The organism is Virgibacillus sp. L01 (assembly GCF_052246775.1).
Taxonomy (GTDB): Bacteria; Bacillota; Bacilli; order Bacillales; family Amphibacillaceae; genus Lentibacillus.
In genome coordinates, this window is record NZ_JBQQCP010000001.1 from 277400 (window position 1) to 300901 (window position 23502).

The window sequence follows — 23502 nt, forward strand, 5'->3', positions numbered from 1 at the left end:
ATTCTAAAAAATGAAAGGGGGTTCCTGGTTTGGAAGTAAATGAAAATATCATTAGCAACAAAAATATGGATAATTTCATTCAATCAATCGAACGGGATTTTTTTATTGGTAGAACCGAGGAACTTGAATTCTTTTATAACCATCTGAATTTTACTAACAATGATGTAAAAGTCCTGTATATCCATGGAACTGGCGGAGTTGGAAAAACATACTTATTAAACGAGTACAATCGTATTTCCAATGAAGAAGGTGTACTTTTTTTGAAAATGGACAGCCGAGATTTTTCGCAGACACCCGAAGGATTTGCGGATCATATACTTACCTTAATCGAAACAAACACCCACACACAGCTATATTCCGACACCTACTCCTTACGAAAATTCCTACACAGCTTATCAGAGCTAGCATCAGAAAGACGTATTATTATAGCAATCGACTCTTATGAACATATGGACGCCCTTGATCGGTGGTTTCGGCAGGTATTCATACAAAACTTGCCCTTCACTATCTTCGTGATAATGGCTGGACGCCATTCACTATCTGGTGAATGGGTAGAATCACCAGCCTGGCGCAGTTTAACGAAGGAAATCGAGCTAAAAGATTTCTCATTAGCTCAAACACGTGCGTTTCTCGATTATTATGGAGTCGAAAACAACCATATGATTAAGGCCCTGTGGAATTTTACCGATGGGCATCCATTAACACTTACACTTGCAGCGCTGACAGACAAAGAGTTTACAATCGGCACATTACATGAACAATCATCTCAAATCCTGCTGGAACTTACACAACGTTGGTTACGCGAAGTGAAGGACGAATCATTACACCGACTAATTGAAGCTGCTGCTTTATTTTATAGCTTTGACCAATCAAGTCTAACAGCAGTGCTGAAACAGGAAGTCGACATACAAACATTTAATGCACTTACATCTTTATCATTTGTTAAACCAGTTAAAAATGGATGGGGAATGCATGATTTAATAAGGGATGCTATTAAAATGAATCTTAAGTTGCGTCATCCTGAACGCTTTGAACGTTTTAACCAACGAAGTGCATCCTTTTTTTACAAAAGAACGATCACAAATCGGTCACCTGCAGATATGGCCTCCTTTTTTTACCATTTGGGAGATGAGTTTATTCGAAGTGTTTTTTTTCAGGAAAAAATTGATAATTCGATGTATCTTGAGCCAATCGCCGACTACAATTTTCACGAAGTCTCTCGCTTTTTTGAGCATCGAAAAAGTGATTTCTCTGAAAGCGATGCTCAATTTTATAACAGGGAAACAAACGAATCCTATCATTTCCATGCATCACTCGAACATAACCGCAGAGAAATGGATTTAATAGATGAAACATACGTCAAAAAGATAAACTATAAGGATGCCCATTTATTAAAAAATAAGGAAAATGAAACACTAGGGCTATCTATCATTGTGCCAATCAATGAAGCTACGCTCGAAGTGCTTGCCAAAGAACCTGTCTCTCGCGCGTACTTCAGCAGATTAAGTGAGCAGGACAGCAAAGAATACAGCGTCCCTGAAAACGAAAATGCTGGATGGTTTATCCGGTTCCTTGATTACTCGGATTCAACTGATACAGCAGCGCGCTCTTTTATGTTATATAACTTATTTCCGTTATTATTAACTGGTGGAAGAATTATTGTATCTACGCCATTGCCATTTTTTCAGGATTTGTTAGAGAATTTTGGGTTTCTTAAGATACCGGAAGCTACACATTACGATTATGGGAAGAACTACCCGTCTGTTACATACATTTTGGATGTCCGCGGCCAAAGATTAGCTAACTATTTAAAGCGATTAACAGCCGGACATTCTGTACAAAACGAGATGGTGGTTATTGCAACGACGTTTTCTTTAACAGAAAGAGAAGTTGATATCGTAAAGCTCATTCTGGAAGAGAAAGGAAATGCTGCCATTGCAAAAGAATTATTTGTGGCGGAAATAACTGTTAAGAAACATATCACACGGATTTTCAAAAAAATGGAAGTAAAAAATAGGTCACAATTAGTGAAACGTGTGATGGAAATTATTTCATAAGTGTATTTGGCAGGCAGTATGGAACTGCCTGCTTTGTTCTTATTTCAGTAAATTTATTTTGCCGATTAAAGGTAATTGTTTTTGCTTACCATTAGCCGCATTAATAATTCCCAGTACTACAAATATAAACCAGCATAGTGTACCTAGAGGTAAAATTAGTAACCAGCCTATTAATGGTATAATTGTACCAATTACACTCACACTTACTCCAAAGAGAAATAGAACCAGTCCTTGATTTGCATGGTACATCGCAAATTTTGAATCCTTCGAGGTAATCAGTGGAATGAAAAAGATAATATACGCTAAAATTGCCATCCCTTTATTGTCTTTCACATCCGATGACTCTTCCTCAACTGTCTCATTAACGTTTTCCGATTTGACGTCTTCAGCCATTGTCAACACCTCCTTAAAAATACTATTCAGGCTAAGAATATTTATATTACTATATGCCCAAAAATTTATTCTGGTACGATATTATGGTTGTAACAAAACAAATTTTCCGGGTCATAGTCCCGCTTTATTTTTGCAAGCTTAGAATAATTATCTCCATACGTATTCTTCGTGATCTCTTCACCTAGTTTTACCCCATTTAAATAAGAAGTCTTCTGATAGGAAAAGGGTGTTAATTTTTCATAGATAGAGTCCATCCATTCCTGACCACCAACAGGATCACCCTTTACTATTTCTCCATCGAAAAGAACGAGATAGCGTGCATCCCTTACAGCGAAAGCGGTTTCATCTGCTGAAACACTGTTCATTTGTCCATTAAGCATCCATATTTGCACCATTGCCATCGGGAGCGGTGAACTTTCCATACTGTCAAAAATGATGTCAAGCATGGCTTCATCTAATTCTTTGAAAAACAGAGAGGTTCCAACCACCTCAGCACCTTTAGGAACCATAGGATCGAGCTTCTTCTGCAGGTCTGTATATGGCATCATTCCTGTGTTATCCATTAAAGGTGTTGCCAGTTCCTGTAATGGCTCAATTAACGTCTTTTCAGTTTCAAGAGTTAACTCACCCGCATACATGCCAGATACTGCTATCACACGTTTTCCATGCATACTTTCATGGAGAAATGGTGCTGGAGGCAACTGCATTATCGCAGTGTTTACAGATATCTCATCTGGTGCATCCTTCATATAATTATCCAGCTTTTGAAAAATTTCTTTAGCATCTTTGTAATCGTACATTGTATCAATTGCTAAAACATTAGGACCAACAGGATAGAGCTGAAGTTCAAATTCTGTCACAACTCCAAAATTTCCGCCTCCACCACGGATAGCCCAAAATAAATCCGAGTGCTCATCTTTACTAACTTTAAGCAGCTTTCCATCAGCAGTAACCATTTTCACTGATAAAATATTATCGCATGTTAATCCATATTTCCCTCTCAAATAACCAAACCCGCCACCTAGTGCTAAACCTCCAATACCTGTCTCCGATACGGTTCCTGTTGGTGTAGCAAGACCAAATTTCTGTGTTTTGGAATCGATGTCACCAAGTGTGGCTCCCGCATCCACGATAGCTATTTGTCGTTTCTCATCAACAGATACGGTGGTCATTTTTGATAGATCCAACATAACACCTTCTTCACAAACTGCTGTTCCGGCAAGATGATGACCCCCACCACGAACAGAAATATCCATGTTCTGCTTTTTTGCAAATGAAACAGCCGATATCACATCTGCATCTGATAAACACTCAAATATTGCTGCAGGATACCTGTCAATCAAATTATTCCATACCTTTCTTTTCTCATCATACCGCTCATGACTGGGCAAAATAATATAGCCGCTTTTATCCGTTTTTATCTTTTCATTCATTCCTCATTACCTCCGTGATAATATTGGGAATTTTCATATGATTAAAGAAAGCTTATCATAGGATTAACACGGTGTAATGTATACTTGGGTATACTTTTATTTAACAATTGTTAGAAAACTTGGCATTCGCCAAGCTTTAATGGCGAAAACCTTAGATGCACTTATGCAGTAAGAAAGGATTTCTTACTGCCAAGTAAAACAGCGACTTGATTATCTTGAACCAAGCCGCTGTTAAATATATGTTCTATTAAGATATGATGAGACTTACCTGAAACAGATCAAATATGGAATCGACAACATCCTCCAGATCTGTTATTTCTTCGTCATCTGACGTATCCTCTTTATTTTTCTGATTATCTTCTTCCTCCGTCCCGTCTGAATCAGGGTTCTTTTCTTTTTCCGTTTCAGTATTTGATTCAGCCTCATTTTCCTTATTATTGTCGGTTGTTTTATCAGCCTTACTGCTAGAGGCTTTTTCTTTTTCGTCAGTCGTTGCTTTCTTTGCCGTCTCTGTAATGCTGTCCTTCAAGCTTGAAATGCTATTGGTTATTGTGTTTGTTTTTTTCTGGATAGATTCTTCTTTCTTTTTTAGGTTATTTACCTGTTCTTTTACTTCTTCTGTTTCTTGCGTTACCTTTTCAATATTTTCCTGAAGAGTTTTAATATCCAGCTTCGATTTAGTAGTTTCCTCAGACTTAGATTCAGATTCATCATTATTAGGTTCTGCCTTCTCTAATAACTTCGAGAACACTTCTGCTTGTTCCCGTGCACTTTCATTTACAGATGATTGCTCTTCAGTTAGCTTTGCAAGCTTTTCCTGTTTAGCATTTATACTTGTTTCCAGATCTTTAACTAACCGAGATGACTCGTCGACCAGGCTTGCAAATGTTCCGGAAATACTTTGAAAAGAATTTAATTCATTTTCCATTTTTTCCGTCAAGGCGATCAAATTACTCAGTTTATCGGTAACTCCATCTTCTATTTCCTCTTTCAATAGATTTTTAGTGTCTTCAATCAGGTTTACTAACTCATCCGATGGTGTACCGTTTTTTACTTTTTCATAAGTCTTCGTTGCCTTATCTATTAGATCTCCTACTGCACCAAGTTTTTGTTTATCATTTTCCAGTTCTTTCTTTATTTGATCCAGTTTACTTTGCTCCTTATCGTTTTCTTCCAGAATTTCCTTTATTTTCTCTTTAGTCGTCGGACTATAGTCTGGTAAATTCCCACATTCGCTTTTGTAACAAGCTTCAATTTTTGTATTTGGAAGGGAAATTTTCGAAACTGTTTGCTTGGAAACCTTCATGACAACATCTGATAGACAAACCCATCCAACTTTACTAGGTGGACATAAACCACCGATATTTGGAGGATTACCATCTATTGTTTCGGCATACAGGTTCTGTACATGAATTGGACCTGGTGATTTGATTCGAATCACCATTGGTTCCTGACCTTTTCCAATTTCAAGTACCTTTGTAATGGTTAATCCATGGATAATTCCCTCCTTAATCGTGACTTTACCCTGCAGCGCACCTACCAGATCCATTTGGCCTTCCACCTTTTTCGTTTCGATAATAAAGCCGCCACTGTTTCCATTATCTTCACCTTCAGCCAGAACACTATTTGTAACTGCGGGTGTTAAGGAAAAGCCAAATACAAGTATGAAAATGAAACTGATTAAAGCAGTATTTTTCATTTTTTATTCCCCTAGTTAACAAATTAAACGTACGCCGCCAACGTTAAGCCTGAACTGTCTTCACTTCTTTCTCTTCCATGAATTCATTCGTTACATCATCCTGGTCTTGTTGTTTCTTATTTGGCACAGCTTCGATAATGGTAACTTCTTGCTTCTCCCATGCAATAGACATCGCTCCACCAATAATGCCTATTATCGTACCTATCACAAATCCTCCTAGTGCTCCCATTACTGAGAGGATAGACAGAAATATAGTGACTACCCCAAACACAGTCGAAAACTGTGGGTATATATAATCTAAAACTCCCAAAATCAAAATTAATCCACCAAACAAAAAGCCAACAAAGACAAAACTACCAGGTACAAAAGCGATAGCATATAGGTGTAATGGTATATACAAAATCATTAGCCCTGCTAATAGAATTAAACTTGCACCCCAAAAAGGTCTTTTGTTTCGCCACTTCCTGAATTTTCCGCCGTTAGCTACTTTACGGTGCTTTCCCTGTAACTTTTCTTCCTTTTTTAACGCCTTTGCTTCGTTTCTGTTCATGAGTATCACCTCCATAGGATTTATTGGTATGTCATATCCGGTTCATCAATTTTCTCAACATAGATTTTCGTTCCATCCAAACTGACCACACTTTGAAACAGGTAGTCCGTTACTAACTTAGCATCCTTAATCGTAATCGTTTTAGCATCTTGCGACCAATTCGTTGAGAAATCATCGGTATTTTGTTCTTTAATTGCCAATTCTTTAAAGCTTAAATCGGCGTCAATCATACGGGCATCTTGAATCAGACCGCTAATTTTGGTAGGACCAGACGCACGTATATGAACTCTTACCCACCCGCCAGTTGGCATTTGGATATCCTTATAGATGTGTAGATTTGTAATCTCTACTTCTTCTATCTTGTTTCGGATCATTGGCTCAGCATCAGAGTTGCCAGTTTCACCAATGTGTGGTAATAACTGGAATCCTTTACCATTCAATTCATCAAACTCAACGTAAAAATCACCAATTCCACCAAGTGGTAGTGCAAACGCTGTTCCAGTGAACCCGAAAACAGACATAAGTCCTCCTAGCCCCAAAAAACCAGCGAATAAAGCAATAAAAAACTTCTTTTTCCACGTTTTACCTACTGTTTCTTTCCTATCCTGACCCAAGCTTCACACCCCTTTGCTCTTATTATCATACATTTCTACACGCACTCATTTTATTGTTACCGCTTACATTTAAGACTAATAATTCGACTCAAATAACCTTTACATTTTCCTCCTCTTTTATTTTACTGAATTAAACAAAAATTCTTTTAATAATAGTATAAAATACAAAGACTTCACTGAAAACCCTACAATTATAGGTAATTCCTTTATATTGATATAACAGTACCCTATTTTTGTTGGCTCTAAAAAGTTTTATACCGTCAACGTATAATCTGCTTATCTCTCATAATATCAATTTCCTGAGAATAAACATTAATCTAGACTGCAGCCATTCTGGAAAATGCCAAGAAAGTGTTGATACAAAAATCTTCGTTCATTGAAAATCAAGTTTTATTTACTAACGTTAAAAGATATTGAGAAAAAGGGTTTATACGATTCGTGTCGAATTTAATACAATAGATGGCCAAAAATCACACCGTAAAATGTTAATTGAAAGGGGAAAGAATGATGTCCCTAACTTTAAATAGTCAAATGATCAGGTTATTTAATAGCGGTCTTAAGATCGTTAAGTCACATCAAAACCAGATCCTGCTTGAATGGGAGCATGTTCTTGCTCATTTGCAGGAGGGAGAAAAATCAACTAAGAATGTAGAAGATACAATCAGCTTTTTTATTGAATACCTTTTTACTAAAGAAGTTGATGAAACAGATAAAGATCATGTAAATGTAGCGACCCGAAATTCTGATCCATTTCAAACAAATCAGTTTATCATTACTTTTCTGGAGAATGCTGTACACAAAGTTATTCAGCAAAAGGAGAATCATTCCTATCATGACCATCAAGCAGTTCAATATCTGTTTTCAACGATTAGTGATGACATTCTTAAGCAGCCATATCATCACTACTTTACGATTGAATCCTTTTTAAAGAATCTTGTCTCCTCTAACCAATTACCAATAGAATGGGCGGCTATCACTATAAAAAAGGACCATTTTCATTTTGTTGAGAAATGGTTTAATAACTTGAGTCAGGATTTATTGCTGGGAAGCGATGAATTGAAGGCAGATACAGTTTATTCCTTATCTGAATTATTACTGAATCAAATGCCTAAGGATAATATAGCTAAATATAATGTTTTGACGATTCCACATGAAGACCTAATACTATTAATATGTGTTGAACACCATGATACTTCTCAAATTATGCCATTCATCACCTATGCACTGCAGACCTATCAATATGGAAAGGATTCCTTTAAAGAAAATAAGCAAGAACAACAATGGAAAGATTCCGTAATCATGTTTAATGAAACCATTATGCGTTCCAGAACCTATAATGAGGCTGTGGAAAATATTACAGCTGGATTCGTCAATTATTTACCTTTCGAAAGATGTGCTCTTTTTTCCTACTCTGTTAATGATCAAATGGGCTTTGGTTTATTTGGGCACCGTCTTGATAATAATGCAATTCAAAATATCACAGAGAACATTAGTAATCTGCCATTAATCCAAAATAACCTACAGTTATTAGAACTTTTTGGGAAAAGTGTAAGCTACTTACAACCGATTTACATGGAGGACGCTGCTCGCGGTTTCCCTGATCAATATGTCCGGCAATTTGAACTAAGTTCTGTGGTAGTTGCACCAATCTACGTATCTTCCAGCAGCAAGCTATTAGGTGCAGCTATTCTTGATCAAGGTCGTGGTAAACACTTTAAGGTTGCGCAAGAGACTTTCTCAGCACTAACAAAATTTGGCCAAAGTGCTGGAGAAATTCTATCCAAACACCAAAATAATCACCATGATGACAAGCAGCATACAGGAGAATTACGCTTGTCACCACGGGAAATCGAGGTTCTGCAGCTAATGGCCCAGGGCGCTTCAACCATTGAAGCCGCAAGTACTTTAAATTTAAGTGAATACACCGTTCGTGACTATATATCCGCCATTATACAGAAAATGGATACTAAAAATCGTACGGAGTCGGTCGCAAAAGCTATCCGCGAAGGTCTGATTTAGATATAACAACAAGTAGTGGGTTAATATCCACTACTTGATTCAATCATTCCCCTATCATTGCGTCAGTTTTCAAGTTTTACTTTGCAGTCCTATTAGCTGAGGCTAAAATTTCCTGTAATTTTAACGCAAGCCCCATATTCCCCTTTATTTTCAAACGCCCTGTCATAAACGCTTGTGTGCCATTCAATTTTCCATCAACCATTTTCTTGAAATCATTTGTAAACATATTCATTGTGCAATCAGCTTTTTCTATCTCACCTTCTCCCGCGTAACTATTGTCATCACGGAAAACGATATGGTATGTGCCAGATTCATCACCGTTTAGATTAAACTGATACACTGCTTCCAACCCTCCTCCACGACTCGGATCATTTTTTACTGATGAATCAATCTCCATAAAAATATCTTGTAGTTCTGCCATTTTGCACCCTCCTTAATAGAATTAGTAAAACTTGGCATTCGCCTAGCCTTTGGGCGAATTGTCTTAGTTGCACTTATGCAGTAAAAAAATAGTTATACTTGCTTATCTGCTAAAAAGCGTATACCTAAACAAAAATAAAATAAACCCCTTCTTATGTCGTGTATTGTTTTCTATTAAAGTGACTCATCTTTGTACGGACTGCAAAATGATACTCAATCTGGAAAATGAAGACACTTTTCATTCGATTTAGTCAGTTTTCGTGCTCTCATAATTCCGATGAGTGACTTTTCTCGCTTTTGGTCACTAACTTTCCATGGGAAATCTCAGCTTCAACTGCAATTTTTTTCATTTGATACGTCTAAATTTATGTATTTTGTGATATCCTTCATACTACTTGATCCTTTCGTATTGTAGCTCTGTTTTGGATTTTTTCTAGTGAAACAGTATTACCAAATTAACCTACGTTGTTACGATCAAGGAGCTAGTTTTATTTACTCGGAATCTGCAAAAAAAGAATGAAGAACTGTTAAGTCCTTCATTCTTAGAATAGCTATTATGATAATTAATCACGAGGTCTTTCCATTAGTTCTTCTCCATTTTTCCCTTGAAAGCGAAGTCCCCATCCGGTTAATGCTGCAATAAGCATCACGATTACCAGGAACCAGCCTTGGAAAACAAACGGAAACACAGCAGTCGGCTCAACAATAGGCAGCCAATCATACTGACCTTGCATTGTTTTAATAGTAGACCAGCCTAATAGCACTGGTGCACCCCAAGGAAAAATATAGCCTAATGCAGATGTTACAGCATCTAGCATATTAGCCATGCGGTAACGGTGAATTTGATATTTTGTCCCTAATTCTTTAACGAATGGTGCAGCTGCAATCTCTGCTGCAGTATTAATTGTGATAGCACTATTTAATAATGCAACAATACCCCAAATAGCAACCTCGGCTTTGCGGACAGAATTTTTAATCCACTTAATTAAGCCTTTCGTTATAGCTTCCATTGTTCCACCTAATTTTAACAAGTGAGCCGCGGCAACAATTAACAGGATAAGGATCGCCATATTAAAATAGCCAGTCAACCCGCTTACTAACGCACCCTCAACAATAGTACTTGAATCAGGATTAAAACTTATTATATCACCAAATGTTCCTAATCCTGTTATAACAATAAGTGGGATAGCTGAAATAATTCCCCATGTTAATGATGTTAGTAGATGATGACCAGATAAAGCTAATATAAGTACGAGCGCAAACGGAGCGAGCATGATAAGCCCACCAGGGGTCGTCGATTCTATCATTGCATCAAGTGCACCCTGATCTGCCTGTGTTTGACCGCCACCACCAAAAATTGCGAATAGAATAACTGTTGGCACTGCCGCCACAACTGCATATTTAAAACGACTGCGCACAACCCCAGGTACATCAGCATCCTGTGTTGTTGCCGATACGATCGTTGTATCAGATACTGGTGCAAGGTTATCACCAAATACCGCTCCAGCTAAAATTGCTGCAAACATGAAAACAGGGTCTGCCCCTACTGCAACACCGGCTGGATACATCAACGTACAGAATGCAACTGTAGTTCCGTAACCAGTACCAACAGCTGTTGAAAAAGTTGCTGCCAATAAGAAGGTTAATGCAACGAATAAACCACCAGTAAGGCCAGTTATAGCTCCAATCCATACAAGTCCTTCAACTAGTCCGCCAGCTTGTAACACCTGTGCGAACATACCAGCATAAAACCAAGCTACCATTGCAATAACACCAACTGGCTGTGCTAGCCCATCAAATAACCCCTGTGCATAATCTTCCCATTTACTTTTACAAAAAAGTAAACCAAGAGTCAGACCAATAACAGCACCCATAACTAGCCCAACTTCGGACGATAGCTTTAGTACACTAATCGAAATAGCCCAAACTACGAAAAACACTAAAGGTATAGCTGCCCCAACTGCCCCGAGTCTAAAGTCCAGTTTCTGTATCGTCTTGTCTCCCGTTGCTTTTTCCAATTCTTCGTTATCTGACATATTTCTTCCCCCAAAAAAATTATTTAATAAATGCTTTAGAAATAGAACTTCCAAGCTTGCATACAAGTCTACCATAAGTTTTGAAAAGTATGAATAGATAAAAGATATATCTCACTCAAATTTTTCACATGAGGGGGGATTACTCCTAAAATCGTAAGGTATCCGGAACAAGTGTCATTACTTATAACTCAACTTTCGCATCTGCAGAATAACCTCAAACAGCTATCCTTGATAAACTCAGAGCGTTTTTAATTGTTGCCTTGACAACATTGATAAATGTTTTTTACACATAAGATATAAAATGCGAACTAATGCTGGAATAATCTCTATAAACTCTCGTCTCGCCGTCCGGGGTCGCTACGGGCGGATGCACGACCTCAGCCTCCTTGCCCCGGCAAGGGGTATGCCGACGTTGTCCGCAAAGGACGGTTTTAGTCGGCCTTCATTTAACCACTCTGTGGGGTCTTCGGAACGTGCTATTCTCGCAGGAGTCATCGCCCTCCGCTCACCCGGACTAGTGTAGCTGTCACACAACTATTCTATAGCGATTCCTACTCGAGTCAACAGCAGAGGAAATACACGTAGACTCCTGTGGGGGGCTGAGGCCTAGATGAGACTTCGCAGCGACGTAGGAGCAAGGAGGGCCAACGGAAAGCATAGTGTATTTCCGGAGTGGCATAATGGCGCTCAAACTTTTTAAAAAGTAATTCGCATTTTATATCTTATGTGTACCGTTGGTTGATCCATTTTATGCTGCGAAAATTAAATTCAAAAATAATGCCACCAATTCGAGTTAAAAAACGATTAGTAATATAAAGAACCACTGTTGCAACAGTGGTTCTCACAGTAAACTTATTCTTTCAACTTGGACAACGCATCAGCCAGTGCATTATTTTTAAAACCATCGTCATCCTGCTTTTTCAAGTATTTATTTACATCTTGTTTTGATACTTTATGCTTCTTCTCTTTCTCTTTTCGCTTATTGAAAGCTGATAATTTTTCCCGGTGGCCGCATTTACAGGTGAACATTTTTCCTTCACCTTCACCACGAAGCTCTAAACGCTTATGACAATTTGGACATCTGGCATTGGTATGCTTAGCAATATTCTTTTTGTGTCCACATGAGCGATCCTGACAAACAAGCATACGTCCATTCTTATTCTTAATTTCCAGCATTAATTTTTCGCAGTCAGGACATTTCGTCCCTGTCATATTATCGTGCTTAAATGTTTCATCACTGTTTTTAATTTGCTGTACAACATCTTTCGCATAGCTCTTCATTTCTTTGATAAAACGATCTTTATCAAGCTTTCCTTCAGCAATTTGGCCAAGTTTATTTTCCCATTCAGCTGTAAGTGCTGGCGATTGCAGATCTTCAGGGACAAGATCAAGCAACTGCCGACCTTTTGATGTTATAAAAATGTGCTTTCCACGCATTTCCATTAACTGATTATTAAATAGCTTTTCAATAATATCGGCCCGTGTCGCAACTGTTCCAAGACCGCCAACTTGGTTAATTGTCTTGGCTAAATGCTTCTCATCAGAACTCATATAGCGAACAGGGTTTTCCATCGCCTGAAGTAATCCACCTTCTGTGAAGCGCTCAGGTGGTTTTGTCTCACCATTCGTCTGCGTAATTTTTATATTGGGAAATGAATCTCCTTGTTGGATAGCTGGCAACTGCTCTTCTGAATTATTATTTTCCTGATAAATTTCTTTCCATCCTAATTTTTTAACGATATTTCCTTTAGTCATAAAGCGTTCACTGTCAATTTTTGCTTCAATTGTTGTTTGTTCGTATTCATATGGATCAGCCAGTACCGCTAAAAATCGCTTAACAACAAGGTCATAAATTTTACGTTCTTTATCATTCAATTCCGCTAAAATAACCTGCTGCTCCGTTGGGATAATTGCATGGTGATCGGAAACTTTTGTATTATCAACAACGGATTTCGGCAGCTTCCATTCACGCTTCATCACCTTATTGGCAATTCGTGCATACTCATCAACACCACATGCCTTAACACGCTCTTTTAACGTTGGAACAATATCAGTCGAGATAACTCTTGAATCTGTTCGTGGATAGGTGAGTACCTTATGCTGCTCATATAGTTTCTGCATTAGTGATAATGTTTGCTTTCCAGAATATCCAAAGATGCGGTTTGCATCACGCTGCAGCTCCGTTAGATCATATAATTGCGGTGCATATTTTTTCTTATAGGATTTATCAACGTTAACCACTTTTGCAGGTTTGGTTTTCAGCTGATTGTATAATGTATCAGCCCTTTCTTTGGAAAAAATACGACTGTTATTTTTTGCATCCTGCCATGTCAGCGTAACACCATTTGAAGTTTTCGCCTCAATTCCATAAAACTTCTGTGGCTGGAATTCTCGAATTTCACTTTCTCTGGCAGCGATCATTGCAAGTGTCGGTGTTTGCACACGACCAGTAGATAGCTGCGCATTGAACTTGGTTGTCAACGCACGAGTTGCATTCAAACCGACATACCAGTCTGCCTCAGACCGAGCCACTGCTGAAGCATATAAGTTTTCATATTCTCCGCCTGGCTTTAGCTGCTTGAAGCCATCACGAATTGCTTTGTCTGTAACTGATGAAATCCACAGCCTCTTCACAGGTTTTTTAACATGTGCCTTTTCAATAATCCACCTGGCAACAAGTTCACCTTCCCGTCCCGCATCGGTTCCAATGACAATATCCTGCACATCATTCCTGTTCATTTGTGTTTTTACCGCGCTGAATTGCTTGCCGGACTTTTTGATTACAACCAGCTTCAATTGTGAGGGGAGCATCGGTAAATCGTCTAAGCGCCATGTTTTTAATTTTTCATCATATACTTCCGGGTCAGCCAGGGTAACTAAATGCCCAAGCGCCCATGTCACAATATAGTTAGATCCCTCAAGGTAGCCGTTGCCTTTTTTATTGCAGTTAAGCACTCTGGCAATATCTCTGCCTACAGAAGGCTTTTCAGCCAATACTAGTGTTTTGCCCATTTAAAAAATCCTTTCTTATTAAACAACTCTCTCATGCTACTTTACCATAATTAAACTAACTTTGTGGACGGTCACAACTCATTTTTATATCCATACAATAATTTAGATAATTGCAGAAAGGAAATTGATATAATGCTCTTTCATGCTGGTTTAATACTTTTAATCATTGGAGTAAGTATCGATGGATTTGGAGTTGGAATCACCTATGGGATGCGGCGTATTCGTGTTCCGTTTCTTGCTTTAAGTATCATTATGCTCTGTTCTGGATTAATAGTCTTTATATCAATGACGATCGGTAACATGCTTAGGTCGTTTATTACACCTGATTTAGCTGAAATAATTGGCGGCGTTATCCTGTTGTTAATTGGTTTATTTTGTTTATACAATGTTACACGTTCAAAAAGTGAAGCAGTTTCAGAAATGGATGAAAATGATGAAGCGTGGGATAATTTTAAAACTGTAATGAAACAGCCCATTCAGGCAGATCTGGACCAATCTGGAAGTATTTCAGCAAAAGAGGCGTTGCTTTTGGGATTCGCGCTGGCAATTGACGCATTTGGTGCAGGCCTTGGAGCCGCTATGCTAAGTTATTCCCCGGTGATAACAGCTGTTTCAATAGCCCTCATGAGCGGAATTTTTGTTTTATGTGGAGTCCGTTTAGGCATTTTTTTAGCAACAAAAAAATGGATGCAACGGTTTGCACTATTACCTCCATTTTTGCTGATTATCCTAGGCATATCTAATTTGATGTGATCTACAGTGCCTTTACCTGACCGCCGTCAATAATAAGTGACTGTCCGGTAATATATGTATTAGCAGAAGATGCTAGAAATACAATGGTTTTTGCAAATTCATCCGGTTCTCCGTATCGCTTCATTGGTATTTGCTGAACCGCTTCCTGTTTCACCTCTTCAACTGAAACATTTTGTTCATCCGACTTTTTCTGATTTAATTCCAGTACACGGTCTGTTTCAATTGTTCCTGGGCCAACTGTGTTTATTAAAATATTATCTTCAGCGAATTCTCGCGCAAGACTTTTAGCAAGACCCAAAATTGCAGGGCGCATCGTATTGGACAAAATAAGATTATCCAGACTTTGTTTTATTGATGAAGAAGCAATATTTACAATATGACCAATCTCTTGTTTTTTCATATATGGAATGACCTCACGGGTTGTTCGAATGAAACTTAGCAGATTGAGTTCAAACGCATGGTACCAATCATCATCTGACATATCAGCAAACTTCCCGGCTGGTGGCCCACCTGCATTATTAATTAAAACATCGACAGTCCCATTCACAGATACCGCATGCTCTGCCATCTGCCTGATATCCTCAGCATTTTTCATATCACATACAATATAACTAACACTTTCATTACCCGTCTCCTGCCTAATCTCTCTGACTGTACTGGCAAGTGTAGATTCACTTCGGCTGCTTATTAAAACATGTGCTCCTTCCTGTGCAAACTCAGTAGCAATTGCTTTTCCAAGGCCTTTGCTGGCAGCTGTTACAAGAACTGATTTTCCTTTTAATTGAAGATCCATCCTGGTTTCACATCCCTTTCGGCAGATTGTTCATAAGAACCCGGAATTCTTCTTAAAAAGAATCCGGGTTCTGCATTTTAGTTCTTTTATTATAACATTGAAAGTATCCAGCCAATAACTACAATTGCACCTATTACCATTAAAATTGTCCGTATCATAATTTCACCCTTTCAACTTTATGCATATCATTAAAGTACCCATTTAATTAAAAGGGAAAACATCATCACGGAATTACATTTAACAGCACCGTCACTGTAACAATACTGATAAGCGTTGTTACAAGCGTAATACTGGAAACAAGATCAGGCTCTGAATCAAACTCAATCGCATACATCGTTGTTGTTGCCGCGCTTGGCATTGCAGCAACAATTATGATAACTGATGCAAGTACTTGTTCAACCGGTAATATCCAAACAAATAAAAATGCAAGCAATGGTGAGACAACCATACGAACACCCACTGCTGATAAAATAACTTGCCAATTAAATTTTAATGAAGTGATCGATGCAAGCTGCATTCCGAGCATCACCATCATTAACGGAATTGCCGCATCGGCCACCATTGTCAACGTGGAATAAACCGAGTCCGGGATCTCCCAGGGAATCGCCTGGAAAAGGAACGCCATTACCGCCGCATACGTCGCAGGCATCTTAAAAATAGTGTTAAATGCACGTGAAAAGCCACTCGTACTACGTGATGCATAATATACTCCAAAAAAATTCATAACCAACGACTGGAGTACCATAAAAAATATCGCATATGGCATTGCAGCCTCACCGATACTGTATAGAATAACCGGAACACCATAATTACCACCATTCATAAATGCCGTAGTCAAAATCGAACCACTTTCAACGGATTGTTCCCATTTAAAAATCAGTGCCAGAATTTTGTTGATAACGATCATCATAAATAATAGAAAGAATGCAAATACAATAATATAGGTGTATCCCTGATTAAAACTCGATTCATATAATGTTGTAAAAACCAATGCAGGCAGGAAAATGTAGATTGAAGTCGTTGCCAATGACTTCACATCAAGAATACGAATCCGCTGCAAAATAAATCCAGAACCAAAAACTGCCATTATCGGCAGCACAACCTGAAAAAACAACCCCATAAATACAACTCTCCAATTAACCTAATATCCACTTAGTTTATCACATGTGTGTTAACAGCCTGGATTTTGGTGCCTCACTTCCCGATTTTTGTCGATCGCTTCTCCAAAAAATATGTTGACATACGCAAGGTTTTGTGAGATTATATATAAGTTAATGAATGAAGTAACTAATAAGTATGAAATTCTGGCATTCTGCTAGTAAGTTTTTGAAGATCTTATTCACACTGGCGCGACTAAGGGGTCGCAAGGACGTCAGAGCAGGTAGGGCTGACGTTGCTTAAGGAAGAAAACCCCAGTGGAACAATGACCGCGGTAAAAGTGAAATCCTGTAAACAGTGATTTCCCACCCGATAAATCAATTCGGGATTAATATAAAAATTGAAACTTATGTGTTACTTTATAAATCAAAGGGGTACTCTTATAGTAAGAGTACCCCTTTTCCAATACATATAATGAAAGTAGGATAAAAAAATATGAGAATAGGAATGATCCAAACCCTTAAGGTGCTTCGAAAAATTGATACTGGTTACGTATTAGAGGACGACGTATTATTGCATAATAATGAGTTGGACACTGAACTTGATCCAGAACAGGAAATTGAAGTTTTTCCTTATACCGATAAGAAAGGACAGGTCATCGCGACAACCAAACTCCCCTCAGTTCAAATGGATGAGTACGATTGGGCTGAAGTTGTAGAAGTCATGCCAGGTCTTGGCGTGTTTGTAAACATTGGTATAGCAAAAGAAATGCTTGTTTCCATCGATGATCTTCCATTGTTCGAGAGCGTTTGGCCAATAATCGGTGACATGCTATACGTGACGTTAGGAAAAGACCAAAAAGGACGATTGCTGGCAATTCCAGCATCTGAAGGTGTTGTTGAAAGACACTGGGACATAGCTCCAGAAGACTTGTTAAATCAGGCAATCAGTGGACGTGTCTATCGAACAAGCAAGGAAGGATCCGCTATTATATCTGAAGATGGCTATCGCGGATTTATTCATCATACGGAACGAAAGGAAGAACCCCGACTTGGCGAATGGGTCGAAGGACGGGTGATCGAGGTAAAAGAAGACGGGACACTAAACGTTTCTCTCAGACCACTTAAGCAACACAGCATGGGTGAAGATGCCGATAACATTCTAGCGCACCTGGAACAGAGTGATGGTGTCATCCCATTCAGCGACAAAAGTGACCCGGAAGATATTCAAGCAACGTTTAATATTAGCAAAGCAGCCTTTAAACGCGCCCTAGGGAAACTCATGAAGGAACAAAGAATCGAACAACGCGACGGAAACACATATCTGAAGTAGATTTGGGTTGCGTTTGTCACTTCCCCATTTATTTCGGTATGTATCACGTGAAATTTGCGACTAACTAAGCAGCCTAATCATGGCTGTTTTTTTTTATACTTAAGGATACATTACAGCACTTCTTTTAGTGTGGTAAAGTTTGAGCACCAAGACTAAACGAGGTGCACATATGAAAAAGTTAGTAGGTTATATTTTAATTGGGATCACCCTGTTATTAATGACCGCATGCAGTGAAGAAGTAATGAATGACAAAACCAACAAAAATACTGTAGAAGAGACAGATGCAACATCAGAGGAAGATAACGAAGCTGAAGCAGAACAGCCGGATGATGATGTTGAAACTAATGAAAAAACAAAACAGCAAAACAATGATGATAGCAGTCCATCAGACCAGCAAACAAATGTCGATGAGACAAACAAGAAGGAAACGAATCAAAATGAAGATGCAACAGCTAAATTAACAGGTGCTGCAGCAATTCTCCGTAAATCCAGTGAAGCAATGCAGAATGTTGAAAGTTTATATATAGGTGGCACCACTGTGTCAGACGCAATTATCAATGATGTCGAACGCATTGAAACGATCCATATTAATGCAGATATGATGATTGGAGAGCAAAACACGATCCACCAAACCGTGAAAATTGAAGCAAACGATAAGTCGGACAGTAATATGGAGATGTACCTAAATGAAGAGATGTATTATCTGAAAGAGAATGACAAATGGATTTCAATGGAGCCGGAATATGCTGTTAATAATCTATACAACACTGTTTTTGATGAGCAATTAAGCTTTTATTCCGACTACAGTTCCCTTTTCCAAGTAACTGATGAAGAAGAGCATTACATCCTAAGCTATTCTGGCACTGATGAGGAATTTAAAGAAATCGTTTTTGGTGCTGATCAAAAAGTCTTAAATGATTTTTTCAGAGACTTCTATCATAATATGAAAATTACTGGAACCTACGAATTGACCATTGATAAGCAAACATTTTATCTAAAAAACTATTTGCTCGAATATGAAGCGACCACCTCTGGAACAGCTGGTAAAGGTCATATCTATGAAAAAAGCGCGTTTTCCTATAGTAATTTTAATGCTTACGTTGAGCTTATTGTACCACAAGAAGTTCGAGAGTCAGCTGAACATGTAAATTAAATTAATATACTTGAGGATACATTACAATAGCTTGTTTCATATGCTAATGTTTGATAATAACCCTAAAAGAGGTGGCCTATGAGGAAAATAATAGCTTTACTATTTCTAATTTGTTTAATGGCTCTCGCAGCATGCAGCAGTGATAATGCCAATCAGGATAAAACGGAAAAAGATGTTGTCGCTGAAGAAGAACAAACAAATGAACAAACGTCAGACACAAGTACTAAAAGCACAAAAGAAGAAGAACCTGAAGAAGCTGAGGAATCCAGCGAGAATAGTGATATTGTCGGGTCTGATGCTGAACAGATTTTACTAAAGTCAGCAGAAGCAATGAAAGGAATATCCAGTTATCTGATAGAAGGCAAATATACCGATGACAGTACGATAAACGGACAAAACGAAAAAGCCACAACCGAAATGACTGTGGAACTAAGTTTAACGGATCAGTCCAACATGCATATGAAGACTTCGACAACAAGTAATGCGGGGGCCGGCGGGGTTGTTGAGCTTTATAAAGTCAAAGATGGTATGTATATAAATTCACCAGGTCAAGATCAATGGATGAAGATGGCAGCCAATTCAGACTATGGAAAACTTTTTACAACATTGCAGGCGGACCAGTTAAATGAGTACGTCAACAATAGTGATGCATTTAAAGTAAAAGACAACGGTGATCAATTTGTGCTAGCATTCACAGGTACAAATGAAGAATATAAGTCAGCCGTATTGGGGGCTGGGATTGCAGCACAGGAAGGTAATCTAAAGGAACATTATGATAATATGAATGTCAATGGAACTTATGAAATAACAATCGATAAAAAATCACTTTATATGGTGGGCTACACATTTGAATATGAATCAACAACCTCAGGAGAAATAGGAGACGTTGAAACATATCATAAAGCCGACTATACTATAAGTGAATTTAACAAGCATGATAATATTACGGTTCCAAAAGAGATTGTCGATTCCGCTGTATCGCTTAGCCAATAAATAAAAGAGACTGGGATAAAATTTTTTTAGTCAAAGTGAAATCCGAACTATGATTTAGAATTCTTAAGATAGAATTCGAATTAGTTCGGATTTATGTTGCAGTAAGAAAATATAACTTAGATATAAATTGCGAAAGACTTTTTAAAAAGTTTGAGTGCTATGATGCCACTCCGGAAATACACTTCGAGCACCTAGGGGAGCTGATGAGAATCCTATAGGAACAGACGTTCCAAAGACCCCGGAAGAAGCAACTAAATGAAGGCCGACTAAAACCGTCCTTTGCGGACAACGTCGGCATACCCCTTGCCGGGCAAGGAGGCTGAGGCCGTGCCCATGGAAAGCGAAGTATTCTGCCGGAACGAATCTAAGCACTCAACTATCATTAGAATAAAAAATATCTTCACTATGTCGCATTTTATATCAACTACGTATTAGATCCAGCCATTCAAATGAACGTTCTCAACATTCTATCCTGTTACTATTCATCTTTAAAATGGGAAGTTTAAGTTATGTCCGAGCCTCCCCACTTTAACTTTGATGCTGTACTCAGGAATGCGTGTTTGTATCAACGATTGATGTAACAGTAAACTGAATTGCTGCAGCAAACAAGCATGCTATCCCCCATCCGCCAAGACCTAATCCAGTAATTTCAATTTTCCCAGCCAAAACTGCCATCATAAATAGGAGTAATCCTGTTGCGAACAACACAACCCCTGGCATATATATGATATATCTGTCTTGGGATGATATCTTGCTCAGGATAATGTTTAAGATCATTAGTGCAACTACTAGTACAAGTGCAATAATCACAGTGGTAACAAACATAATATCACCTCACATATTATTCTGCTATTATAAATCAGTCTATCTATGAACTATCACAAAGTCAATTAAGTAATCATATTTTTCAGAATTAGATTCATTTCATTATCCCGAAAAGATCATCCAGTTTTTCACCTACATATGCATGACTGTCTTCAACACCCAGATTATAAAATATTGGAGCAATCTCCTCAATAATAAATTCCAGGATTAACATTGCAGCGAGGTCTCCAATTTCTTCATCCCGCTCCTCCGAAAAGTATCTTTTGATCGATTCTACAATTCCTGCTTTCTTTTCTTTTGACAGTTCAATTTTCGGCTTCATGTAAAAAACCTCCGAATCATTTTAGAAAGATAGTATATCACATATTCACTGTTAACTTTTACCTTCTTTAGAAAACCTGATATTGTTTGCTATAGTTACACTTACTTATGCATTGAGAGAGTACTATAATTTATTAACCGCCAAAAAAGGAATTCACCGAAAAATGTCGAATACGATAAGTATAATAAGGAGGAATACCATGCAGTCTTTTGAAAATTATACATATGAACGACCTGACATGCAGCAAGAAAAGAGGACATTCAACACACTAATAGAAAACTTCGTAAATGCAGAGTCAATTGATCAGCAAAATGGTGCTATCACGAAAATAAACGAATTCCGTAACAGGTTGTCCACACTTTCTAACCTAGTTTATATTCGAGCATCGATTGATACAAATGATGATTACTATCAGAATGAACGGGACTTTTTCGATGAAATCGAACCGGAAATACAAGAGCTCGACACGTTATTTTACAAAGAACTAGTAAAATCATCTTTTCGTGATGAACTGGAGAAACAATGGGGCAAACAGTTGTTTCAAATTGCTGATTACCAAATAAAATCTTTTTCACCTGAAATTATTAAACTGCTTCAAAAGGAAAACAGGTTGTCATCCCAGTATTCAAAACTAGTCGCTTCGGCCGAAGTTGAGTTTCAGGGAGATACATACACATTGGCACAACTTTCTCCATTCACCGAAAGTAAGGACCGATTCGTTCGAAAAGAAGCAGTTGAAGCGAGTGCGGGATTTTTTGCCGGGCATGCAAAGGAATTTGATGACATATACGACCAACTTGTTAAAACGCGGCATAAAATTGCAACAACATTAGGGTATAAAAATTTCGTAGAGCTTGGTTATATAAGAATGCTGCGTATCGATTACGACGCTGAAATGGTTGATGTCTTTCGCAAACAAGTTCGTGAATCAATCGTTCCTCTGGCTACTAAACTATACGAGAAACAAGCAGAGAGGATTGGTATTAATTCACTCAAGTTTTATGATGAAAACTTCAGATTCAACACAGGAAATGCAACACCAAAAGGCACACCAGAATGGATCATTGAAAATGGAAAAAAGATGTACGAAGAACTGTCTCAGGAAACAAAGGAATTTTTTCAGTACATGCTTGACCGAAACCTTATGGACCTTGAGGCAAAAAAGGGCAAAGAGGCTGGTGGATACTGTACTTTCATCGAAGACTATCAATCACCATTCATTTTCGCAAACTTTAACGGTACCTCAGGTGATGTCGATGTTCTGACACATGAAGCGGGACATGCTTTCCAGTTCTATTCCAGCCGTAACATCGGAATACCGGAGTACTTAATGCCAACGTATGAATCAGCAGAAATTCATTCAATGAGCATGGAATTCTTCACATGGCCATGGATGGAGTTGTTTTTTAAAGAAGATACGGAAAAGTATAAGTTCGCTCACTTATCAGAAGGATTACAATTCCTCCCATATGGAGTTGCAGTTGATGAATTCCAGCATCTGATTTACGAGAACCCAGACTGGACACCAGATCAACGTAAGCAGGCATGGAAAGAACTTGAAGAAATTTACCTGCCCCATCGTGACTATGATGGAAATACTTATTTGGAAGCAGGGAGTTTTTGGCAGCGTCAAGGTCATATATATGAAGTCCCATTTTATTATATCGATTACACGTTAGCTCAAATGTGCGCGTTCCAATTCTGGAAACGATCACTTGATAAAAACGATAATGCCTGGAGCGATTATCTAAACTTATGTAAATTAGGTGGAACAAAATCGTTCCTCGGCCTTGTCGAAGCCGCCAATCTCCGCTCACCTTTTGAAGAAGGGGCCGTTGAATCGATCGTTGACTCAATTGAAAATTGGCTGGATTCAGTAGATGATAAATCACTGTAAACAAAAGCAGAATCGCTAATCAGTACTGTAGATGTTTTTAGCGAAAAAAGAGTAACTGTCAAAATAGGCAGTTACTCTTTTTGCTTTCATCAAGGCTATATGC

The 23502-nt window shown here is 38.3% G+C and carries 19 protein-coding genes; 7 read left to right on the forward strand and 12 right to left on the reverse strand.

What is annotated here, in order from left to right:
* Positions 1 to 29: 29 nt before the first annotated feature.
* Positions 30 to 2057: a LuxR C-terminal-related transcriptional regulator gene (locus tag ACTWQM_RS01310; RefSeq protein ID WP_443256362.1), complete on the forward strand. Its 2028-nt coding sequence runs from the start codon at positions 30 to 32 to the stop codon at positions 2055 to 2057.
* A gap of 39 nt (positions 2058 to 2096) precedes the next feature.
* Here the strand turns inward: ACTWQM_RS01310 and ACTWQM_RS01315 are convergent, their stop codons facing one another.
* From ACTWQM_RS01315 to ACTWQM_RS01335, 5 genes are all read right to left on the reverse strand, one after another.
* Positions 2097 to 2450 (reverse strand): DUF4870 domain-containing protein, encoded by a 354-nt coding sequence (locus ACTWQM_RS01315; RefSeq protein ID WP_443256363.1) that lies wholly within the window; start codon positions 2448 to 2450, stop codon positions 2097 to 2099.
* 65 nt (positions 2451 to 2515) lie between these two features.
* On the reverse strand, positions 2516 to 3883 hold the full coding sequence (locus ACTWQM_RS01320; RefSeq protein WP_443256364.1) for an FAD-binding protein: 1368 nt from the start codon (positions 3881 to 3883) through the stop codon (positions 2516 to 2518).
* 247 nt (positions 3884 to 4130) lie between these two features.
* Entirely contained in the window at positions 4131 to 5582 is a 1452-nt protein-coding gene (locus ACTWQM_RS01325; RefSeq protein WP_443256365.1) for a hypothetical protein, read from the reverse strand.
* A 43-nt stretch (positions 5583 to 5625) separates the two neighbouring features.
* Entirely contained in the window at positions 5626 to 6132 is a 507-nt protein-coding gene (locus tag ACTWQM_RS01330; RefSeq protein ID WP_443256366.1) for a DUF6114 domain-containing protein, read from the reverse strand.
* Positions 6133 to 6152: 20 nt separating this feature from the next.
* On the reverse strand, positions 6153 to 6746 hold the full coding sequence (locus tag ACTWQM_RS01335) for a DUF6230 family protein (RefSeq protein ID WP_443256367.1): 594 nt from the start codon (positions 6744 to 6746) through the stop codon (positions 6153 to 6155).
* A 507-nt stretch (positions 6747 to 7253) separates the two neighbouring features.
* Here ACTWQM_RS01335 and ACTWQM_RS01340 point away from each other — a divergent pair.
* On the forward strand, positions 7254 to 8765 hold the full coding sequence (locus tag ACTWQM_RS01340) for a response regulator transcription factor (RefSeq protein ID WP_443256368.1): 1512 nt from the start codon (positions 7254 to 7256) through the stop codon (positions 8763 to 8765).
* A gap of 76 nt (positions 8766 to 8841) precedes the next feature.
* Here the strand turns inward: ACTWQM_RS01340 and ACTWQM_RS01345 are convergent, their stop codons facing one another.
* The 3 genes from ACTWQM_RS01345 to ACTWQM_RS01355 form a co-directional block, all read right to left on the reverse strand.
* The gene (locus ACTWQM_RS01345; protein WP_443256369.1) at positions 8842 to 9186 is read right to left on the reverse strand and encodes an SCP2 sterol-binding domain-containing protein; all 345 of its coding nucleotides are present in this window, start codon (positions 9184 to 9186) and stop codon (positions 8842 to 8844) included.
* A gap of 562 nt (positions 9187 to 9748) precedes the next feature.
* Entirely contained in the window at positions 9749 to 11221 is a 1473-nt protein-coding gene (locus ACTWQM_RS01350; protein ID WP_443256370.1) for a Na+/H+ antiporter NhaC family protein, read from the reverse strand.
* An 852-nt stretch (positions 11222 to 12073) separates the two neighbouring features.
* Positions 12074 to 14233, reverse strand: a complete 2160-nt coding sequence (locus ACTWQM_RS01355; RefSeq protein WP_443256371.1) for a DNA topoisomerase III — start codon at positions 14231 to 14233, stop codon at positions 12074 to 12076.
* 132 nt (positions 14234 to 14365) lie between these two features.
* Between ACTWQM_RS01355 and ytaF the strand changes: the two genes are divergently transcribed.
* Complete coding sequence (ytaF, locus tag ACTWQM_RS01360; RefSeq protein ID WP_443256372.1) at positions 14366 to 14986, forward strand: sporulation membrane protein YtaF; 621 nt, start codon at positions 14366 to 14368, stop codon at positions 14984 to 14986.
* Position 14987: 1 nt separating this feature from the next.
* Here ytaF and ACTWQM_RS01365 read toward each other — a convergent pair whose 3' ends face one another.
* Both ACTWQM_RS01365 and ACTWQM_RS01370 read right to left on the reverse strand, forming a co-directional pair.
* Positions 14988 to 15779, reverse strand: a complete 792-nt coding sequence (locus ACTWQM_RS01365; RefSeq protein WP_443256373.1) for an SDR family oxidoreductase — start codon at positions 15777 to 15779, stop codon at positions 14988 to 14990.
* A 223-nt stretch (positions 15780 to 16002) separates the two neighbouring features.
* Positions 16003 to 16899, reverse strand: coding sequence for an AEC family transporter (locus ACTWQM_RS01370; RefSeq protein ID WP_443256374.1), 897 nt, complete (start codon positions 16897 to 16899; stop codon positions 16003 to 16005).
* A 473-nt stretch (positions 16900 to 17372) separates the two neighbouring features.
* On the opposite strand from ACTWQM_RS01370, the gene ACTWQM_RS01375 reads away from it, so the two are divergent.
* The 3 genes from ACTWQM_RS01375 to ACTWQM_RS01385 all read left to right on the forward strand — a co-directional run bounded on the left by ACTWQM_RS01375 (position 17373) and on the right by ACTWQM_RS01385 (position 20355).
* Positions 17373 to 18209, forward strand: coding sequence for a CvfB family protein (locus ACTWQM_RS01375; RefSeq protein ID WP_443256375.1), 837 nt, complete (start codon positions 17373 to 17375; stop codon positions 18207 to 18209).
* A gap of 169 nt (positions 18210 to 18378) precedes the next feature.
* On the forward strand, positions 18379 to 19362 hold the full coding sequence (locus tag ACTWQM_RS01380; RefSeq protein WP_443256376.1) for a DUF6612 family protein: 984 nt from the start codon (positions 18379 to 18381) through the stop codon (positions 19360 to 19362).
* Positions 19363 to 19440: 78 nt separating this feature from the next.
* Positions 19441 to 20355: a DUF6612 family protein gene (locus tag ACTWQM_RS01385; protein ID WP_443256377.1), complete on the forward strand. Its 915-nt coding sequence runs from the start codon at positions 19441 to 19443 to the stop codon at positions 20353 to 20355.
* A 546-nt stretch (positions 20356 to 20901) separates the two neighbouring features.
* On the opposite strand, the gene ACTWQM_RS01390 is transcribed toward ACTWQM_RS01385, so the two are convergent.
* Complete coding sequence (locus ACTWQM_RS01390; RefSeq protein ID WP_443256378.1) at positions 20902 to 21180, reverse strand: hypothetical protein; 279 nt, start codon at positions 21178 to 21180, stop codon at positions 20902 to 20904.
* A 94-nt stretch (positions 21181 to 21274) separates the two neighbouring features.
* Entirely contained in the window at positions 21275 to 21502 is a 228-nt protein-coding gene (locus ACTWQM_RS01395) for a DUF2164 domain-containing protein (RefSeq protein WP_443256379.1), read from the reverse strand.
* A gap of 199 nt (positions 21503 to 21701) precedes the next feature.
* Between ACTWQM_RS01395 and ACTWQM_RS01400 the strand changes: the two genes are divergently transcribed.
* A complete protein-coding gene (locus tag ACTWQM_RS01400) occupies positions 21702 to 23399 on the forward strand; it encodes a M3 family oligoendopeptidase (protein ID WP_443256380.1) in 1698 nt (565 codons plus the stop codon).
* Positions 23400 to 23502 lie beyond the last annotated feature (103 nt).

Excerpts from the sequence above, each read along its gene's own strand:
- ACTWQM_RS01315 (WP_443256363.1), bottom strand. The coding sequence starts at position 2,450 with ATGGCTGAAGACGTCAAATCGGAAAACGTTAATGAGACAGTTGAGGAA.
- ACTWQM_RS01320 (WP_443256364.1), bottom strand. The coding sequence starts at position 3,883 with ATGAATGAAAAGATAAAAACGGATAAAAGCGGCTATATTATTTTGCCC.
- ACTWQM_RS01325 (WP_443256365.1), bottom strand. The coding sequence starts at position 5,582 with ATGAAAAATACTGCTTTAATCAGTTTCATTTTCATACTTGTATTTGGC.
- ACTWQM_RS01330 (WP_443256366.1), bottom strand. The coding sequence starts at position 6,132 with ATGAACAGAAACGAAGCAAAGGCGTTAAAAAAGGAAGAAAAGTTACAG.
- ACTWQM_RS01340 (WP_443256368.1), top strand. The coding sequence starts at position 7,254 with ATGTCCCTAACTTTAAATAGTCAAATGATCAGGTTATTTAATAGCGGT.
- ACTWQM_RS01345 (WP_443256369.1), bottom strand. The coding sequence starts at position 9,186 with ATGGCAGAACTACAAGATATTTTTATGGAGATTGATTCATCAGTAAAA.
- ACTWQM_RS01350 (WP_443256370.1), bottom strand. The coding sequence starts at position 11,221 with ATGTCAGATAACGAAGAATTGGAAAAAGCAACGGGAGACAAGACGATA.
- ACTWQM_RS01355 (WP_443256371.1), bottom strand. The coding sequence starts at position 14,233 with ATGGGCAAAACACTAGTATTGGCTGAAAAGCCTTCTGTAGGCAGAGAT.
- ytaF (WP_443256372.1), top strand. The coding sequence starts at position 14,366 with ATGCTCTTTCATGCTGGTTTAATACTTTTAATCATTGGAGTAAGTATC.
- ACTWQM_RS01365 (WP_443256373.1), bottom strand. The coding sequence starts at position 15,779 with ATGGATCTTCAATTAAAAGGAAAATCAGTTCTTGTAACAGCTGCCAGC.
- ACTWQM_RS01370 (WP_443256374.1), bottom strand. The coding sequence starts at position 16,899 with ATGGGGTTGTTTTTTCAGGTTGTGCTGCCGATAATGGCAGTTTTTGGT.
- ACTWQM_RS01375 (WP_443256375.1), top strand. The coding sequence starts at position 17,373 with ATGAGAATAGGAATGATCCAAACCCTTAAGGTGCTTCGAAAAATTGAT.
- ACTWQM_RS01380 (WP_443256376.1), top strand. The coding sequence starts at position 18,379 with ATGAAAAAGTTAGTAGGTTATATTTTAATTGGGATCACCCTGTTATTA.
- ACTWQM_RS01385 (WP_443256377.1), top strand. The coding sequence starts at position 19,441 with ATGAGGAAAATAATAGCTTTACTATTTCTAATTTGTTTAATGGCTCTC.
- ACTWQM_RS01390 (WP_443256378.1), bottom strand. The coding sequence starts at position 21,180 with ATGTTTGTTACCACTGTGATTATTGCACTTGTACTAGTAGTTGCACTA.
- ACTWQM_RS01395 (WP_443256379.1), bottom strand. The coding sequence starts at position 21,502 with ATGAAGCCGAAAATTGAACTGTCAAAAGAAAAGAAAGCAGGAATTGTA.
- ACTWQM_RS01400 (WP_443256380.1), top strand. The coding sequence starts at position 21,702 with ATGCAGTCTTTTGAAAATTATACATATGAACGACCTGACATGCAGCAA.